The organism is Micromonospora musae (assembly GCF_003626545.1).
Lineage (GTDB): Bacteria > Actinomycetota > Actinomycetes > Mycobacteriales > Micromonosporaceae > Micromonospora > Micromonospora musae.
Genome location: NZ_RAZS01000004.1, coordinates 159,016 through 176,369, shown reverse-complemented (window position 1 = coordinate 176,369; position 17,354 = coordinate 159,016). Strand labels below are relative to the sequence as shown.

Genomic DNA, 17,354 nt, shown 5'->3' with positions numbered 1-17,354 from the left:
CTGAGCCTCCCGTGCTGATCGTCCTGGGCCTGGTCCTGATCATCGTTCTCACCGCACTCACCGGCTACTTCGTGGCCCAGGAGTTCGGCTTCGTCGCCGTGGACCGAGGCAAGCTGCGCCAGCTCGCCGACGAGGGCGACCAGCCGGCCGCCCGGGCACTCGAGGTGACCGGCCGACTCTCCTTCATGCTCTCCGGAGCCCAACTCGGCATCACCGTCACCGCCCTGCTGGTCGGTTACGCCGCCGAGCCGTACCTCGGCGCCGGCCTGGCCGATCTGCTCGGCGTCGCCGGCGTCTCCGAGACGCTGAGCGTCACGCTCTCCGTGGTGCTGGCGCTCGTCATCGCCACCGTGGTGCAGATGGTCCTCGGCGAGCTGGCTCCGAAGAACCTCGCCATCGCCCGCGCCGAAACGGTCGCCCGGGCGCTGTCCCGCTCGACCCTCATGTACCTCAAGGTGGCCGGACCGGTCGTCCGGCTCTTCGACAAGGCCGCGGTACGGCTGCTGCGTCGCGTCGGCATCGAGCCGATCGAGGAGCTGCCCAGCGGCGCCACCCCGGAGGACCTGGAACAGATCATCGCCGAGTCCCGGAACGAGGGGCACCTGGACGCGGAGATGTCCACCCTGCTCGACCGGGGGCTCGACTTCCGCGAGCTCAGCGCCGGCGAGGCCATGGTGCCGCGGGTGGACGTGCACACCGTACGCGCCGACGAGCCGGTCAGCCGGGTCGTCGAGCTGCTGGACACCGGGCACTCCCGGTTCCCCGTCCGGGGCGCCGAGGGGGTGGACGACCTCGTCGGCGTGGTCGGCATCGCCGACGTGCTCGGCGTGCCGTCGCACGAGCGGGCCACCACCCTGGTGGGCTCGGTGGCCGGACCACCGCTGCTGGTCCCGGAGACGCTGCCGCTGCCGACGGTGCTGGACCGGCTGCGGTCCGGGCACCGGCAGTTGGCCTGCGTGGTCGACGAGTATGGCGGCTTCGCCGGGGTGATCACCCTGGAGGACATCGCCGAGGAGCTGGTCGGCCCGATCCGCGACGAGGACGACCCGCCGGAGCGGGCGCCGGCCCGGCAGGCCGACGGTTCCTGGGTCGTGCCGGCCCGCTGGCGGATCGACGAGGTGGCCGACAGCACCGGCATCCTGCTGCCCGAGGCCCCCGAGTACGACACCCTCTCCGGCCTGGTCATGCGCGAGCTGGGGCGGGTGCCCGAGGTTGGTGACCGGCTCGAGATCGGCCCGGCCGCGGACGCCGAGGACGGCGCGGCGGAGCCGCGTGTGCTGGTGGAGGTGCTCGCCGTCGACCGGCACGTGGCCGACTCCGTACGCCTGCGGGTCACCGAGTCCGGCAAGCGCCCGGAGGTGTCCGCGTGAGCGCGAGGAGTGAGCTTGCGAGCCCCGCAGTCGCGAACGAAGGCGGTGCGGTGAGTGCGAGGAGTGAGCTTGCGAGCCCCGCAGTCGCGAACGAAGGAGGGCTGCGATGAGCCCCGGGGTCGCGCTGGTCACCTCGGTGGTGCTGCTGGCGTTGAACGGCTTCTTCGTGGCCGCCGAGTTCGCCCTGGTCGCGAGCAAGCGGTACCGCCTGGAGCAGGCGGCGGCCGGTGGCGGACGGGCCGCCCGGGCGGCTCTGGACGGCGTACGCGAACTGTCGCTGATGCTCGCCGGCGCGCAGCTCGGCATCACGCTGTGCACGCTGGGTCTCGGTGCGCTCGCCGAACCGGCGATCGAGCACCTGGCCAGCCCGGTGCTGCACGCGGTGGGGCTGCCCGACGCGGCGAGCCACATCGTGGCGTTGGTGTTCGCGCTGGCGCTGGTCACCTTCCTGCACCTGGTGGTCGGCGAGATGGCGCCGAAGTCCTGGGCGATCACCGACGCGGAACGCTCGGCCATGCTGCTGGCGCTGCCGTTCCGGGCGTTCGCCCGGGTCGCCCGGCCGGTGCTCAGCGCGCTCAACGCGCTGGCCAACTCGATCCTGCGGCTGGCCCGGGTCAATCCGCAGGACCAGCTGGCGCAGGTGCACGGCCCGGACGAGCTGCGGATGCTGCTGGAGCAGTCCCGGGAGCACGGGCTGCTCGGCGCCGAGCAACACCAGCTGCTGACCAGCATGCTGGAGCTGCAGGGCACCACGGTGGCCCAGGTGATGGAGCCGTTCTCGACCATGGTGACGGTCCACCGGGACGACTCCGCCGAGCGGATCGAGCAGGTCAGCCGCGAGAGCGGCCGGTCCCGCCTGGCGGTGCTGGACGCGGCCGGCGACGTCTGCGGTCTGGTGCACGTCCGGGAGGCGGTGCGCGCCGTCACCACGGGTCAGCGGAGCACCGCCGGTGAGCTGATGGGCAGCGCCTTCACCCTGCCCGCGGAGGCGACGGTGACCGAGGCGGTGGCTGCCATGCGTGGCCGTCAGTCCCAGCTCGCCCTGGTGCGCAACGGCGGCGGGCCCACCCGGCCGGTGGGTTTCGTGGCGCTGGAGGACCTGCTGGAGGAGGTCATCGGCGAGTTCGACGACGAGACCGACCCGGTGCCGCGCGGCCGCCGGCTGAGATGAGCCGGCCCGCCCGGGTCTGACATCACCGTGAGCCGGGCGCCGGTTCCGCACGCCGCGATCCGGGCGGCGGAACCGGCGAACCCCGAGTGACCGGGGGCGCGTTCCGCCACAGTGGGGGTGGAGGCGCGAGCGGCGGGAGGAGGTCCGGTGCCGTACACGGGGGTGTCACCGGAGTCCAGCTGGACCGGCCTGACCGTGACCACGGCGCTCACCAATCCGAGTACCCGGCCGGGGCTGCGGCTGCCCGGCCGGGTGACGGTGACGGCCGGCTCCACGGACGTGCCGGTGCGGCACGTCCGGCTCGGTCTGGTGACCACGGCCGAGCCGGACGACCCGTCGGCGCCGCGCCGCCTGGTGCAGTTCCACGGCGCGGCGCTGACCGGCGCGTTCGTGCTCCGGGCCGGGCGGGGACGGACCATCCCGTTCCAGTTCCCGATGCCCTGGGAGACCCCGGTGACCATCTTCGGCGGCGTGCCGCTGCTGAGCCTCAGGATGGGCCTGCGTACGGAGGTCGCGATCGAGCCAGAGCTCGACCAGGGCGCGATGGTGCCGGTCTTCGTGCATCCGCTGCCCACCCAGGGGCACGTGCTCGCGGCGCTGGACACCCTCGGGTTCACCCTGCGTCAGGCCGGGTTGCTCGACGCGCGGCTGCCCGGGGTGCAGCAGACCCTGCCGCTGCACCAGCGCATCGGCTTCTGGGTCGCCCCGCTCTACGCCGGGCCGATCACGGAGCTCGAACTGATCTTCGTGGCCGACTCGGCCGGCCTGGAGGTGATCCTCTGGCTGGACCGCCGGCTCGCCCTGGCCGGGGTGACCCATCAGAGCATCAGCCGTTTCCGGATCTGGCACACCGGCGCCGAGCAGCGGGACTGGGTGAGCACCGTGGACGGCTGGCTGCGTACGGCGATCAATCAGCACGCGGCGGTCGCCGCGCACTCCGACTGGTCCGCCCAGATCACCGAGTCCGCGCATGTCAGCCGCCCGCCCGACGAGCCAGTCCATCCGGGGACGGGGCTCGGCGGGACCGCGGGGGGCCCGGGGGTCGGCGGCGGGGGCGGGGGCGGCGACGGCACCTGAGCCGGCCGTACGCCCCCGACCCTAGATGCTCGCGGTCGCGAGCTTGACGCTGAAGCCCAGGAAGAGGGCGGCGATGCCGGTGGTGGCGCCCGCCGCGAGCCGTCGGCGCTGACGGAACTGCGCGGCCAGGAAGGTACCCGTGAAGATCAGCGCGGTCAGGTACAGCGCGCTGGTCAGGTGCGCGATCAGCCCGAGCAGCAGGAACGAGAGCGCCGGCCAGTGGTACGCCGGGTCGACGAACTGGATGAAGAACGAGACGAAGAAGAGGATCGCCTTCGGGTTGAGCAGGCTGATCACCAGCGCCTTGCGGAACGGGCTGCGCAGCTCCGCCGGTTGTGCCGCGTCGATCAGCCGCGGCATGGTCGGGTCGTTGCGGTCGCGCCAGCGCCGCCAGGCGCCACGCAGCATCGTCAGACCCATGTAACCGAGGTACGCCGCACCCGCGTACTTGATGACGAGGAAGAGCGGCGGGTACGCCTTCAGCAGGGACGCCACCCCGGCGGCGGAGAGGAGCATCAGCACCCCGTCGCCGAGGAAGACCCCGCCGGCGGCCCGGTAGCCCGCGGCCACGCCGCGCTTTGCGGCGGTGGAGAGCACGAAGAGCGAGTTGGGTCCGGGCAGCAGGATGATGGCGACGGTGCCCAGCACGTACGTTCCGATGTCGGTGATCCCCAGCACGCCGGCCATCATCACGCCGCCGGTGCCGTGCGACGAAGCCTTTCCCACAGCGCCTGCTGTGTGTTCGGCCACTCCTGGACGGTGAGGGCGTACTGCACGGTGTCGCGCCACGAGCCGTCCGGGCGCTGCCGGTGCATGCGCAACACCCCTTCGCGGGTCGCGCCGAGGCGCTCGATGGCCCGCTGGGAGCGCTCGTTGCGGATGTCGGTGTGCCACACCACCCGGACCGCGCCCAGTTCCTCGAAGGCGTGCGTGAGCAGCAGCAGTTTCGCCTCGGTGTTGATGCCGGTACGCCACCAGGGCCGGCCGAGCCAGGTGTGGCCGATCGCCACCGAACGGCGCTGCGGGTCCACCTCGTAGTAGGAGGTGCTGCCGACCACCGCGCCGGTGGCCGCGCAGCGCTGCACCCAGGGCACCCGCTCGCCGCGGTCGTGGGCGGCCAGCGCTTCGGTGATCACCGCGGCCGTCGCGGCGGCGTCGGTCGGCACGGCCCGCGACAGGTGCCGCCAGACCTCCGGGTCGGCGGTGGCGGCGTGCAGCTCGCCCGCGTGCGCGAGCTCGAGCGGTTCGAGCGTCACGTGCTCGCCGCGCAGCACCACCGGGTCGAGCCAGGGCGAGCGCTCCGGCCGCAGGTACGCCGGGATCGGGGCGGTCACGGCCGGGTCGGTCTCGGGACGTCCCCGGGTGAGCCGCAGCGGCACCACCCCGGCCCAGTGCGGCAGGCCGAGGTCCGACTCCTCCTCGCGGACTCCGCCGACGCGGCGGCGGAGCGAGACCTCGTGCAGCGGCAGCGCCAGCACCGCGGTCTCGGCCAGCTCCTTGCGGCTGGGCGGGCGGCTGTCCGCGCTGCGCCCGGCGGCGGCCTTCTCCACCAGGGCGGTCATCGCCGCGGCCTTCTCCCGTTCGTCGGTCACCAGGTGGGCGGTGCCGTGGGCGACCACGGACCGGTAGTTGGCGCTGTGGTGGAACTGGGACCGGCCGTAGATCAGCCCGTCTAGCAGGGTGACCGCCACGGCGACCGGCAGCCCGTCGCCCCGGGCGGCGAGCAGCGGCCGGCTGCCGGTGGAGCCGTGCAGGTAGAGGGTGTCGTCGACGCGTACGTGCAGGGTGGGCAGCACCCGCGGCTCGCCGTCCACGGTGAACCCGAGCACGCAGTGGTACGCCTCGTCCAGCACGGCGTGCACGCCCGCCCGGTCGTAGCTCATCCGGTCGCGGGAGCGGTTCGGGGTGGTCCGCGTGGTCCGGGGGTAGGTGGTCGGGTCGGTTCCAGGGGTGACCATCGCGATCCGCCTTTGTTCTAGTACAATCCCGTATTTGTGTCAGCACGCTATCAGGTGACCGGGGCGACGGCCGTCGAGATTTCGGCCAGCATCGAGTCCGGCATCCGCACCGCAGCCCTGCCGCCCGGGGCCGCCCTTCCACCGGTCCGGGCGCTCGCCGCCGAACTGGCCGTCAGCCCGGCCACCGTCTCCCGCGCCTACCAGGAGCTCCGCCAGCGCGGGCTGGTCGCCACCGCCGGCCGGCACGGCACCCGGGTCCGTCCCCGCCCGCCGGTGGCGGCCCGCCGTTCGGCGCTGCGCCCGCCCCCGTCGCCCGGCCTGCGAGACCTCTCCGCCGGTGAGCCCGATCCGTCGCTGCTGCCGCCGTTCGGCCCGCATCTGGCCGCCCTCGCCGCCGACGCCGGAGCCTCGATCGGCTACTCGGGCGGAGGCGTCCTCCCCGAGCTGGCCGAGGCGGCCCGCGCCCGGCTCGCCGCCGACGGCGTACCGGCCGGCGAACTGACCCTCACCGGCGGCGCGCTCGACGGCATCGAACGGCTGCTCGGCGCCCACCTGCGCGCCGGTGACGCGGTCGCCGTCGAGGATCCGGGCTGGGCCAACCTGCTCGACCTGATCGCCGCGCTGGGGCTGCGCCCGATCGGCGTACCGGTCGACGACGAGGGGCCACTGACGGCCGGGGTCTCGGCCGCGCTCAGCGCCGGGGCCCGCGCGCTGATCCTGACCAGCCGCGCGCAGAACCCGACCGGCGCCGCGATCTCCGCCGCCCGCGCCGCGGCGCTGCGGGAACTCCTCACCGGCTGGCCGGAGCTGCTGCTGATCGAGGACGACCACGCCGCCGAACTGGCCCGCGTACCGCTGCACCCGCTCGCCGGGGCGACGCGAAGCTGGGCGTTCCTTCGCTCGGCCAGCAAGCCCTTCGGCCCGGACCTGCGCCTCGCGGTGCTGGTGGGCGACGAGACCACGGTGGCCCGGGTCGCCGGCCGGACCCGGGTCGGCGCGGGCTGGGTCTCCACCGTGCTGCAACGGCTGCTGCTCGCGCTCTGGCGCGACCCGGCCGTCGCCGCGCAGGTCGACCGCGCGGCGGAGAGCTACGAACGGCGGCGTACGGCACTGCTCGCCGCGCTCGCCGAGCGGGGCATCGAGGCGCGCGGGCGAAGCGGCATCAACGTCTGGCTGCCCGTCCCGGAGGAGACCAGCGCGGTGACCGCGCTGCGCGACGCCGGCTGGTCGGTCGCGCCCGGCGCGCTCTACCGGATCGCCGCCGAGCCCGGCCTGCGGATCACGGTCAGCCCGCTCGTCGACACCGACGTCACCCCGCTCGCCGACGCGCTGGCCCGCGCCGTCCGACCGCCGCACCCGGGCGGCTTCACCGCCTGACCGGGCCGCGCCGACGTCGCCCCCGCACCCGGCCCCGGCGCGGGCGGGCCGGCCGGCCGGCGAGCGCAGCGGGCGGGAGGGGCGAGGTCACCGTGGTCGACCCGCCACGGGGGCGTCAGGCGGGAACGGGCGGGTAACCGCGGTGCGGGAGGTGGGCGTCCATGGCGTCTTCGGGAGCGAGGAAGGGAATCTGGATCGCGATCGCCGTGGCGGTCATCGCGATCATCATCGTGATCGTCGTGGTGGTCTCCGACGGTGCCGGCGGCCGCCCCTGAACGAGGACGACCGGGCGCCCGCGCCGGACGCCCACCGGTCGGGTATCCGGCATCGATCCCGGAACGGGTATATAACAGTCGGCATGGCCGAGCAGACCGCTAACGCCCCCGGCGCCCAACGGTTCATCCCGCCCGGGGCGGAGAGCCTCGACGAGCTGCGCACGGCGGCCGCCGACTGCCACGGCTGCGAGCTCTACCGCGACGCGTCGCAGACCGTCTTCGGCCGGGGCGACGAGAGCGCCCGAGTGGTGTTCGTGGGTGAGCAGCCCGGCGACATGGAGGACCAGAAGGGGCTGCCCTTCGTCGGCCCGGCCGGCCGGCTGCTGCGGCGGGCCGTCGACGACGCCGGCCTCGACCCCGCCTCGATCTACCTGACCAACGCCGTGAAGCACTTCCGATTCGAGCTGCGCGGGAAGCGGCGCATCCACCAGACGCCGGACCGGGTGCACATCACCGCCTGCCGGCCCTGGCTGGTCGCGGAGTTCGCCCGCCTGCGTCCGGCGGTCGTCGTGGTGCTCGGCGCCACCGCCGCCAAGGCGCTGCTCGGGCCGGCGTTCCGGGTCACCCGGCAGCGCGGCGAGCTGCTGCCCTGGCCGGACTCCGCCCAGCACCCCGAGGACTTCCGGGGCGTGCCCGTGGACAGCGCCGGGAAGCGGGCCGACACTCCGCCGGCCCAGCTGCTCGCCACCATCCACCCCTCCGCGGTGCTGCGCGCCGACGATCACGACAAGGCGTACGAGGGGCTGGTCACCGACCTCACCGTCGCCGCCCGCGCCCTCGCGACCTGACCGGGCGGGCGTCGGCCCGGCCCTCGCCCGGGCACCGGCGACCGCCGGTCGTGCGCGAGGATGGGCGGCGTCATACCGCCGTACCCACCCCGGAGCCGCCGATGGCCACCGAACTGACCGCGTCGACGCCGGTCCGCCCGGACGTCGCGCCTATTCAGCGGCGTACGCTGCGGCTGCTCTTCGGCACCCAGATCGTCGGCGGGATCGGTGTCACCATCGGCATCTCGGTGGGGGCCCTGCTCGCGGCGCGGGTCGCCGGCACCGCGCTGGCCGGTGTGGCGCAGAGCGCCTCCGTGGTGGGTGGTGCCCTGCTGGCGGTCCCGGTCACCCGGATCATGAACGGGCACGGCCGCCGCCCCGGGCTCGCGGTCGCGTACCTGGCCGGCGCCGTCGGGGCGGTGCTGGTCGTGCTCGCCACGGTCACCGGCTTCGTACCGCTGCTCTTCGTCGGCATGCTCTTCTTCGGCGGCGGGACCGCCGCCAACCTCCAGGCCCGCTACACGGCCGTGGACCTCGCCGAGCCGGCTCGGCGGGGCCGCCAGCTCTCGCTGATCGTCTGGGCCACCACGATCGGCGCGGTGGCCGCCCCGAACTTCGCCGACCTGGCCGACCACGCCACCACCGGCTGGGGGCTGCCCCCGCTGGCCGGCCCGTTCGCGTTCAGCGCGGTCGCGTTCGTGCTCGCCGCCGGTGTGCTCCTGGCGTTGCTGCGCCCCGATCCGCTGTTGACCGCGCGCCGGCTGGCCACGCCCGCTGCGCCGGTGGCGGTCGGCGCCGCGGCCGAGCTCCCCCCGCCGGCCGAGGCCACCTCCGCGCCGGCCGAGGCCACCTCCGCGTCGGCCAGGACCGCCCGGCGCGGTGCCGGGATGCGTGCGGCCTGGCGGGTGGTACGCGGCCTGCCCGCCGCCCGGCTCGGCATCGTCGCGGTGGCGGTGGGTCACACGGTGATGGTGGCGGTCATGTCGATGACCCCGGTCCGCCTCGGTGAGTCGCACGGCGACGCGGACGTGCTGCGGGTGGTCGGCATCGTGCTGAGCCTGCACATCGCCGGGATGTACGCGCTCTCGCCGGTGGTGGGTTGGCTCACCGACCGGCTCGGTCGGCGGGCGGTGATCCTCGTCGGCGTCGCGCTGCTGCTCGCCGCGTGCGCGGTCGCCGGTACCGCGGGGCACCACACCCCCCGCCTCTCGATCGGTCTGGTCCTGCTCGGGCTGGGTTGGTCCGGCACCATGGTGGCGGGTTCCACGCTGCTCTCGGAGTCGGTGCCGGCGGCCGTCCGGCCGAGCGTGCAGGGCTTCTCCGACCTGACGATGGGGCTGGCCGGCGCCGTGGCCGCGGCGGTCAGCGGGTTTGTCATGCGGGCCGCCGGTTATCCCGTCCTCACCCTGCTCGCCGCGGTCGCCACGGTGCCCCTGGTGGCGCTAGCGTTGCGGCCGGTGCCGGCGGGGGCACCGGACGAGGAGGAGTGATCACGTGCGGCTGACCGACTTCTGGACGCGGCTGGAGGAGGCCTTCGGCCCCGGCTACGCGGCCAGCATCGCCAGCGACCAGGTGCTCTCCCAGCTCGGCGGACGGACCATCGAGCAGGCCCTCGCCGGGGGTGAGGAGACGCACGTGGTGTGGCGGGCGGTCTGCGCGGCCTACCCCGACCGGGTGCCGGCGCGACTACGCTGAGCAGCGTTTTCCACCGGTCCGCGTGTCGCTTGCCGACTCGTACACCTGTTCGGCTATTGTCCACAGCGGGGTGCTCGTCCACAGCTCGCGGCCCGTCGGCTGGTTTTCTGTCGGACCCAGCGCCTAGCGTGTCCGCGTGACGCGAAGCTCAGCAAAGACGCCGGCGAAGGCAGGGGTGGCAACGATGGTGGCAGCGCCTGACCGGGAGAAGGCACTCGACCTTGCTCTCGCTCAGATCGACAAGCAGTTCGGCAAGGGCTCGGTGATGCGTCTGGGGGAGCGGCCGGTCGTCCAGACCGCCGTGATCCCGACCGGTTCCATCGCGCTCGACGTGGCGCTCGGTGTGGGCGGCCTGCCTCGTGGCCGGGTCATCGAGGTCTACGGCCCGGAGTCCAGCGGTAAGACCACAGTGGCCCTGCACGCGGTGGCCAACGCCCAGCGGGCCGGTGGCATCGCGGCCTTCATCGACGCCGAGCACGCGCTCGACCCGGAGTACGCCAAGGCCCTCGGCGTCGACACCGACGCGATGCTGGTGTCCCAGCCGGACACCGGCGAGCAGGCGCTGGAGATCGCGGACATGCTGATCCGCTCGGGCGCGCTCGACATCATCGTGATCGACTCGGTGGCGGCCCTGGTGCCGCGCGCCGAGATCGAGGGTGAGATGGGCGACAGCCACGTGGGTCTCCAGGCCCGGCTGATGAGCCAGGCGCTGCGGAAGATCACCGGTGTGCTCAGCAACACCGGCACCACGGCGATCTTCATCAACCAGCTCCGCGAGAAGATCGGTGTGATGTTCGGCAGCCCGGAGACCACCACCGGTGGACGGGCGCTGAAGTTCTACGCCTCGGTCCGGCTCGACGTCCGCCGCATCGAGAGCCTCAAGGACGGCACGGACGTGGTCGGTAACCGCACCCGGGTCAAGGTCGTGAAGAACAAGGTCGCCGCGCCGTTCAAGCAGGCCGAGTTCGACATCATGTACGGCAAGGGCATCTCCCGTGAGGGCTCGCTGATCGACGTCGGTGTGGAGCAGGCGATCATCCGCAAGTCCGGCGCCTGGTACACCTACGACGGCGACCAGCTCGGCCAGGGCAAGGAGAAGGCCCGGGAGTTCCTCAAGGAGAACCCGGACGTGGCGGCCGAGATCGAGAAGAAGATCCTCGAGAAGCTCGGCGTCGGGGTCGGCGCGGGCGACGCCGCCGGTGGCCCGGAGCTGCCGCCGGTCGACTTCTGACCTGAACTGTGGCAGGACGACGAGCCCGTGCGGGGCGAGGCTGGGATGCCAGCCCACCCCGCCCGGGCGATGACCCCAGCACGCCGCGCCCTCGTCGTGGTCGGCGGGGCAGGGCCGAGGAGTCTGATCCGGAGGCGGCGGCGGCTGCGCCCGCCCCGCCCCGGGACGAGGCCGAGGTTGCCCGGGAGATCTGCCTGCGGCAGCTCGCCGTGCGGCCGCGTACCCGCGCCGAGCTGGCCGGGGCGCTCACGAAGCGGGGCATCTCCGAGGAGGTGGCCGCTCAGGTCCTCGACCGCTACGACGAGGTCGGCATCATCGACGACGCCGCGTTCGCCCGGGCCTGGGTGAGCAGCCGGCACGCGGGGCGGGGCCTGGCTCGCCGCGCGCTCGCCAACGAGTTGCGCCAACGCGGCGTCGACGGTGAGGTGGCGAGCGAGGCGCTCGGCGAGCTCAGCGAGGAGGCCGAGGCGGAGACCGCGCGGGCGCTGGTCGAGCGGAAGCTGCGCACCGCCCGGGGTGAGCCGGACGCGGTCTTCCGCCGCCTGGTGGGGATGCTGGCCCGCAAGGGCTACCCGCCGGGAGTGGCGATCCGAGCCGTCAAGGAAGCGCTCGCCGCGCAGAGCGCCGAGGCCGCCGAGTTCGCCGAACAGATCGACGCGGACGCCCTGGCTGAGGCGGAGGGTGAGATCGAGCGCGACGGTCGGGCGACCGGCTGACCGGTCTCGCGCTGGCGCGCGGTGATCGACTCGGTTTCCTTGATGTCGCGGTGTCTGGGCCGCGTGATGCCCCGACTTCAAGGAACCCGAGTCGCGGCTGGCGGTTCGGGATGTGACGGGTGGCATCCTCAGGCCGGAATCGTGGCCGGGGCGCCGGTCCGGCGGGTGGCGTCTCGACTCGTCCTCAGTGAACTCCCGGTGACCGGCGAGCGAGCTGCCCGACCTCCGCGGTACCTGAGTCGATCACGCGCGGAATCAGCCCACTGGCGGGACGTGACGTCATGCTCGGCGCCGTGGCGAGCGACGGTGACGGGGCGATGGTCGACCGCCGGTGGTGTTTGTCCGCTGGTGTCCGGCGCATGGTGAGCGCTGGGTGACGGGGCAACTTCTCTCCGTTCGGGGGGTTTGATCATCACTCCTTGACCAGACCACCCCTGGCGACCTAGCCTCGCCATACAGGCTCACATTGCCCGACCAGCGCAGGCTAAGCGCACAACATAGATCGCGTAACGGAAGAACAACACTTTGGTCGGCTCGCCCGACCTATGGCGGCAGCTCCGGACAGGCCGGTCCGGAGCTGAAGCGACAACTGCACCAGGCCACCGGCGATGCCCGCGAGCACCGCCGGTGGAGGAAGCTACCCACGGCCAGTCGCTCCGGTCGGGCGTCCGAAGCCGCAGGAGCGTGCCTCCGGCACGGTTGCTGCGGCGCCGACGTTCAGGGGAGGCGGCCATGGCGGGACGGCACAGGTTGACCGGTGGTCCGCGCGGAGTCCCCGCATGAGCGCCTTCGACACGGTGCTCCTGGTCGTGGTCCTGATCCTGACCCTGGTGGTCGTCGGCGCGCTGACGGTCGGCCTGCGGACCCTGCGCCAGCTGGGCGGCGCCCGACCGGCGGACCCGGCCTTCATCGCCGAGAAGGACCGCCAGGAGCAGTCCCTGGCGGCGCTGCGCAACGCGGCCGACGAGGCGAACAGCACCATCGACGTGGCGAAGTCCGCGGCGGCTGCGGCGCGCGCCGAGGCCGCGGCCGCGAAGGCGGAGGCGAAGGCGGCTCGGGCGGAGGCCCGCCGGATGCTCGACGACGCCCGCGCCGAGGCCGACACCGTCCTGGAGCGTGCCCACAAGCAGGCTGAGGCCGACGCGGAGCAGCTGCGCACGGCCGCCCGCCGCGGCGGCGAGCGGGAGGTCGCGGTGCTCGCCGCGACCACCCGCGAGCAGGCCGCCGAGGTGGACCGACGGGCGGCCCGGATGGACGAGCGGGAGCGCCTGCACACCGAGGAGGTCGAGCGGCTCGCCGAGCGCGAGCGGCAGCTGAGCGCCGCGAGCGCCGCGCTGGCCGCCCGAGATGCCGCGCTCGACCAGCGGGAGGCCGGCCTCGCCGAGGCGGAGCTGCATCGTCGCCGCGAGCTGGAGCGGGTCGCAGGGCTCACCGCCGAGGCCGCCCGAACGGAGCTGATCGAGGCGATCGAGGGCCAGGCCAAGCGGGAGGCGGCGCTGCTGGTCCGCGACATCGAGGCCGACGCGCGGGGCACCGCCGAGCAGCGGGCCCGCCACATAGTCGTGGACGCGATCCAGCGGGTGGCCAGCGAGCAGACCGCGGAGAGCGTGGTCAGCGTCCTGCACCTGCCCGGGGACGAGATGAAGGGCCGGATCATCGGCCGGGAGGGGCGCAACATCCGCGCCTTCGAGTCGGTGACCGGCGTCAACCTCATCATCGACGACACCCCGGAGGCGGTGCTGCTCTCCTGCTTCGACCCGGTCCGCCGCGAGGTCGGGCGGCTCACCCTGGAGAAGCTGGTGCTCGACGGGCGGATCCACCCGCACCGGATCGAGGAGGTCTACGACCTGGCCCGGCAGGAGGTCGAGCAGCTCTGCCGGCGGGCCGCCGAGGACGCGCTCGTCGAGGTCGGCATCACCGAGATCCACCCGGAGCTGATCACCCTGCTGGGCCGGCTGCGCTACCGGACGTCGTACGGGCAGAACGTGCTCAAGCACCTCGTCGAGACCGCTCACATCGCCGGCGTCATGGCCGCCGAGCTGCGCCTGGACGTGCCGCTCATCAAGCGGTCCGCGTTCCTGCACGACATCGGCAAGGCGCTCACCCACGAGGTGGAGGGGAGTCACGCCATCATCGGCGCCGACCTGGCCCGCAAGTACGGCGAGAGCGAAGAGGTGGTGCACGCAATCGAGGCGCACCACAACGAGGTGCAGCCGCAGACCATCGAGGCGGTGCTCACCCAAGCCTCCGACGCCTGCTCCGGCGGTCGGCCGGGCGCGCGGCGGGAGAGCCTGGAGGCGTACGTCAAGCGTCTGGAGCGGATCGAGGAGATCGCCGGCGGCAAGGGCGGGGTGGAGAAGGTCTTCGCCATGCAGGCCGGCCGGGAGATTCGGGTGATGGTCAAGCCGGAGCACGTGGACGACATCGGCGCGGCTGTGCTCGCCCGGGACGTGGCCAAGCAGATCGAGGAGGAGCTGACCTACCCCGGTCAGATCCGGGTGACGGTGGTCCGCGAGTCCCGGGTCACCGAGATCGCCCGCTGACGGGGCGCCCTTGAAGAACCACGGCGGCTCCCCGGACACGGTGGAGCCCGGCAGCGCTCCGCAGCGGTGTGCAGCCGGTTGAGCCGCTCGTCGGCACCGCCGCTGCCCTGGTGCGGGAGCGGCGGTGCTGATGATCATGGACGGCGGGCGGACCGCAGGGTGAGCGCCGTGCAGGCCACCGCGACGGCCAGACAGAGGAACACGATCGGGTTGACGTACGCGGGAACCAGATCCGTTGTGGTGCCGTCCGCGTAGCGGCAGAGGTGCCGCAGTGGCAGCCAGTCGGCGCTGGTCGAGGTGGAGTCCAATGGCTTGGCGGGGCAGTACTCACTGGTGGCACGGAGGTCGAGGAAGTGCCCCGCCCACACTCCGTGCAGGTAGACGGCTACGGCAGCGGACGGCGCTGCCACCATTCCGAGGGCGACCCGGGCGACAGTGTTCATCGATTTGGATTCTGCCTCCCGCGTGGGGCGCTCAGTCGTAGGGCGGGTGCCCGGGTTGGGAGAACAGATACGTGAAGGGCCGGCCCCGAACTGCGGGCCGGCCCTTCACGCCGTCAGGTGGGCGTCAGATTCCCTGGCCGGAGCTCTCCGACTGGGAGGCCAGCGCCGCGGGCGGCGGGTTCTGCGCCGGGGTGCCGGCCGTCTTGCGGCCCCGGGCGAGGCGGCGCTGCACGTACTGGGCGAGCTTCGACAGCGAGTAGTTGACAGCGATGAAGAGCACGGCGATCACCACGTACACCTGGATGGGGTTTTCCAGGGCGCCGATGATCTGCTTGCCGATGTTCAGGGTCTCCTCGTAGCTGATGATGAAGCCGAGCGAGGTGTCCTTGAGCACCACGACCAGCTGGCTGATCAGCGCGGGGAGCATGATCCGGAACGCCTGCGGCAGCAGGATCATCCGGGTCGTCTGCAGCGGCGAGAGACCGATCGCGGCGGCCGACTCGGCCTGGCCGCCGGGCAGACCCTCCATGCCGGAGCGTAGGATCTCGCCGATCACCACCGAGTTGTAGATGGTGAGGCCGATGACCAGGTACCAGAGCGTCTCGAAGGTGACGCCGAACTCGGGGAAGCCGCGCGCCACGAAGAAGATGGTGATGACGACGGGGAGCCCGCGGAACACCTCGACGCAGACCCGGGTGATCGCCGACAGCACGAGGCTCAGCCCGCGCAGCAGGTACGACAGCGGCGTGGCGAGCCCGGTGAACCGGCGCTGGGTCAGGCTCTTGAGCTGGATCCGCAGCACCGCCAGGAGCGTGCCGACCACCAGCGAGGAGGCGATCGCGAGCACCGCCGCGATCAGGGTGTTCTTGAGGCCGAGCCCGATCCGCTTCCAGACCAGCGAGAAGTTCTCGTTGGAGGGGTCGACGAGCGGCCCCCACAGCTCCATCGAGAACTGGCCCTTGTCGTCCAACGGCCGGTAGATCAGAAAGTACACGCCGACGGCCACCAGCACGATGGCGACGAGGCTGCTGACGAGGGTGATCCGGCGCTGCCGGGGCCCGGGTACGTCGTAGAGGACGGTCTGCTGGCTCATCGGGCCACCGCCTGCCGCTTCTCGATCCGGTCGAGGAGCGCGCCGAGGGGGACGGTCATGATCAGGTATCCGATCGAGATGCCGATGGCGACGGGGATGAAGGCGTAGCCCTCGGCCCCGGTGAGCTGGTCGGCGGTGGCCGACAGATCACCGACCACGCCGAAGAAGCCGATCAGCGCCGAGTTCTTGATCATCGCGATGATCACCGAACCGAGCGGCACGATCGAGGCCTTCCAGGACTGGGGCAGCACCACGTAGCGCAGGTTCTGTCCGAAGGTCAGGCCCAGCGACCGGGCGGCCTCGGCCTGACCGGCCGGCACCGCGTTGACCCCCGAGCGCAGCGCCTCGCAGACGAACGCCGCGGTGTAGAGCACCAGCGCGATCAGCGCGAAGCGGAAGTAGGGCAGGTCCGTGCCGAGCCGGTTGAAGAGCGAGTCGAGGACCGGGATTCGCAGGAAGTCCGCGTTCGAGCCGAGCGCCGGCAGGCCGAACGCGGCGAAGAACATGACCACGGTGAGTGGCAGGTTCCGGAAGGTGTTCACGTACGCGGTGCCGACGGCTCGCAGCGGCGGTACGGGTGAGATGCGGAGCACCGCCACGACGGCGCCCAGGATCAGGGCGCCGATCGCGGCGAGTACGCAGATCTGGAGGGTGAGCCAGAAGCCCCCCGCGAAGACGTCGAACTTGTCGATGAGCACACTCACGGGTCGGACTTCCTCCCCACCCTCCGGATCAACGGGTCAGATCAGTAGCGGTTGATGGTCGGCGCGCTGCCCAGCTCGGCGCCGAACTTGCCGGCGGTGTCGTCCCAGGCCTTCTGCCAGCTGCCGTCGCCGTACGCCTTCTCCAGCGTGTCGTTGACGAAGGTGCGGAAGTCGGTGTCTTCCTTCTTCACGCCGATGCCGTACGGCTCCTTGGTGAAGTTCTCGCCGGCCAGCTTGAACGAGGCCTCGTCCTTGGCGATGTAGCCGAGCAGGATCACGTTGTCAGTGGTCACCGCGTCGACCTGGCCGCCCTTGAGGGCGTCCCGGCATTTGTCGTAGGTGTCGAAGAGCACCAGCTGGGTGGCGACGTCCTTGACGTGCTTCTTGATCTCCTCGGCCGGGGTGGAGCCGGTGACCGAGCAGACCTTCTTGGCGCCGTCCTTGAAGGAGTCCGGGCCGGTGATCGTGGTGTCGTCCTTCTTCACCATGATGTTCTGGCCGGCCTCGTAGTACGGGCCCGCGAAGGCGACGCGCTCCTTGCGCTTGTCGTTGATCGTGTAGGTCGCGGCGACGAGGTCGACCGTGCCGTTGACGATGACGTCCTCACGGACCTTCGAGGGGGCCTCGACCCACTCGATCTTGTCCTCGGGGATGCCGAGCTCCTTGGCGATGATCTTCGCGACCTCGACGTCGAAGCCCTCCGGCTTGCCCGACAGGCCCTTGAGGCCGAAGCCCGGCTGGTCGAACTTGGTGCCGATCTTGATGGCCTGGGCCTTGTTGAGCCGCTCCATCGTGCTGCCGGCCGCGAACGACTTGGTCTCCCCGCCGCTGCCGGTACCTTCACCGGACCCGTTGTCGCCACAGGCAGCCAGCCCGAGGGCGAGGGTCGCGGCCGCCGCGACCGCCGCCACGCGCTTCATACGCATACTCTTCT

16 protein-coding genes are annotated in these 17,354 nt (G+C 72.5%); 10 read left to right on the top strand and 6 right to left on the bottom strand.

What is annotated here, in order from left to right; all coding sequences use genetic code 11:
• The first annotated feature begins 11 nt into the window (after positions 1-11).
• From D7147_RS12630 to D7147_RS12620, 3 genes are all read left to right on the top strand, one after another.
• On the top strand, positions 12-1,370 hold the full coding sequence (locus D7147_RS12630) for a hemolysin family protein (protein WP_120677062.1): 1,359 nt from the start codon (positions 12-14) through the stop codon (positions 1,368-1,370).
• Between the two features lie 106 nt (positions 1,371-1,476).
• On the top strand, positions 1,477-2,541 hold the full coding sequence (locus tag D7147_RS12625; RefSeq protein WP_120677060.1) for a hemolysin family protein: 1,065 nt from the start codon (positions 1,477-1,479) through the stop codon (positions 2,539-2,541).
• A 147-nt stretch (positions 2,542-2,688) separates the two neighbouring features.
• The gene (locus tag D7147_RS12620; protein ID WP_120677058.1) at positions 2,689-3,618 is read left to right on the top strand and encodes a sporulation protein; all 930 of its coding nucleotides are present in this window, start codon (positions 2,689-2,691) and stop codon (positions 3,616-3,618) included.
• 21 nt (positions 3,619-3,639) lie between these two features.
• Here the strand turns inward: D7147_RS12620 and leuE are convergent, their stop codons facing one another.
• Complete coding sequence (leuE, locus tag D7147_RS12615; protein ID WP_120677808.1) at positions 3,640-4,308, bottom strand: leucine efflux protein LeuE; 669 nt, start codon at positions 4,306-4,308, stop codon at positions 3,640-3,642.
• A complete protein-coding gene (locus tag D7147_RS12610) occupies positions 4,308-5,576 on the bottom strand; it encodes a bifunctional pyridoxamine 5'-phosphate oxidase family protein/GNAT family N-acetyltransferase (RefSeq protein WP_120677056.1) in 1,269 nt (422 codons plus the stop codon). Before D7147_RS12610 ends, leuE begins: the two co-directional genes overlap by 1 nt.
• A gap of 36 nt (positions 5,577-5,612) precedes the next feature.
• Between D7147_RS12610 and D7147_RS12605 the strand changes: the two genes are divergently transcribed.
• The 7 genes from D7147_RS12605 (at position 5,613) to rny (ending at position 14,180) form a co-directional block, all read left to right on the top strand.
• Positions 5,613-6,953 carry an aminotransferase class I/II-fold pyridoxal phosphate-dependent enzyme gene (locus tag D7147_RS12605; RefSeq protein ID WP_120677054.1) on the top strand — a complete coding sequence of 447 codons (1,341 nt, stop codon included), beginning with the start codon at positions 5,613-5,615 and terminating at the stop codon, positions 6,951-6,953.
• Positions 6,954-7,311: 358 nt separating this feature from the next.
• The gene (locus D7147_RS12595; RefSeq protein WP_120677049.1) at positions 7,312-8,016 is read left to right on the top strand and encodes a UdgX family uracil-DNA binding protein; all 705 of its coding nucleotides are present in this window, start codon (positions 7,312-7,314) and stop codon (positions 8,014-8,016) included.
• A 101-nt stretch (positions 8,017-8,117) separates the two neighbouring features.
• Positions 8,118-9,485, top strand: a complete 1,368-nt coding sequence (locus D7147_RS12590) for an MFS transporter (RefSeq protein ID WP_120677047.1) — start codon at positions 8,118-8,120, stop codon at positions 9,483-9,485.
• A 4-nt stretch (positions 9,486-9,489) separates the two neighbouring features.
• Entirely contained in the window at positions 9,490-9,690 is a 201-nt protein-coding gene (locus tag D7147_RS12585; RefSeq protein ID WP_120677045.1) for a DUF3046 domain-containing protein, read from the top strand.
• A gap of 184 nt (positions 9,691-9,874) precedes the next feature.
• A complete protein-coding gene (gene recA, locus D7147_RS12580) occupies positions 9,875-10,921 on the top strand; it encodes a recombinase RecA (RefSeq protein ID WP_120677043.1) in 1,047 nt (348 codons plus the stop codon).
• An 8-nt stretch (positions 10,922-10,929) separates the two neighbouring features.
• Entirely contained in the window at positions 10,930-11,637 is a 708-nt protein-coding gene (locus D7147_RS12575) for a regulatory protein RecX (protein ID WP_120677042.1), read from the top strand.
• Positions 11,638-12,416: 779 nt separating this feature from the next.
• On the top strand, positions 12,417-14,180 hold the full coding sequence (gene rny, locus D7147_RS12570; RefSeq protein WP_120677040.1) for a ribonuclease Y: 1,764 nt from the start codon (positions 12,417-12,419) through the stop codon (positions 14,178-14,180).
• A gap of 134 nt (positions 14,181-14,314) precedes the next feature.
• Here rny and D7147_RS12565 read toward each other — a convergent pair whose 3' ends face one another.
• From D7147_RS12565 to D7147_RS12550, 4 genes are all read right to left on the bottom strand, one after another.
• Positions 14,315-14,623: a hypothetical protein gene (locus D7147_RS12565; RefSeq protein ID WP_120690349.1), complete on the bottom strand. Its 309-nt coding sequence runs from the start codon at positions 14,621-14,623 to the stop codon at positions 14,315-14,317.
• Positions 14,624-14,747: 124 nt separating this feature from the next.
• Positions 14,748-15,716 carry an amino acid ABC transporter permease gene (locus D7147_RS12560; protein WP_120677036.1) on the bottom strand — a complete coding sequence of 323 codons (969 nt, stop codon included), beginning with the start codon at positions 15,714-15,716 and terminating at the stop codon, positions 14,748-14,750.
• Entirely contained in the window at positions 15,713-16,420 is a 708-nt protein-coding gene (locus D7147_RS12555; protein WP_120677033.1) for an amino acid ABC transporter permease, read from the bottom strand. The genes D7147_RS12560 and D7147_RS12555 overlap by 4 nt, the downstream gene beginning before the upstream one ends.
• 41 nt (positions 16,421-16,461) lie before the next feature.
• Complete coding sequence (locus D7147_RS12550; RefSeq protein ID WP_120677031.1) at positions 16,462-17,346, bottom strand: glutamate ABC transporter substrate-binding protein; 885 nt, start codon at positions 17,344-17,346, stop codon at positions 16,462-16,464.
• Positions 17,347-17,354 lie beyond the last annotated feature (8 nt).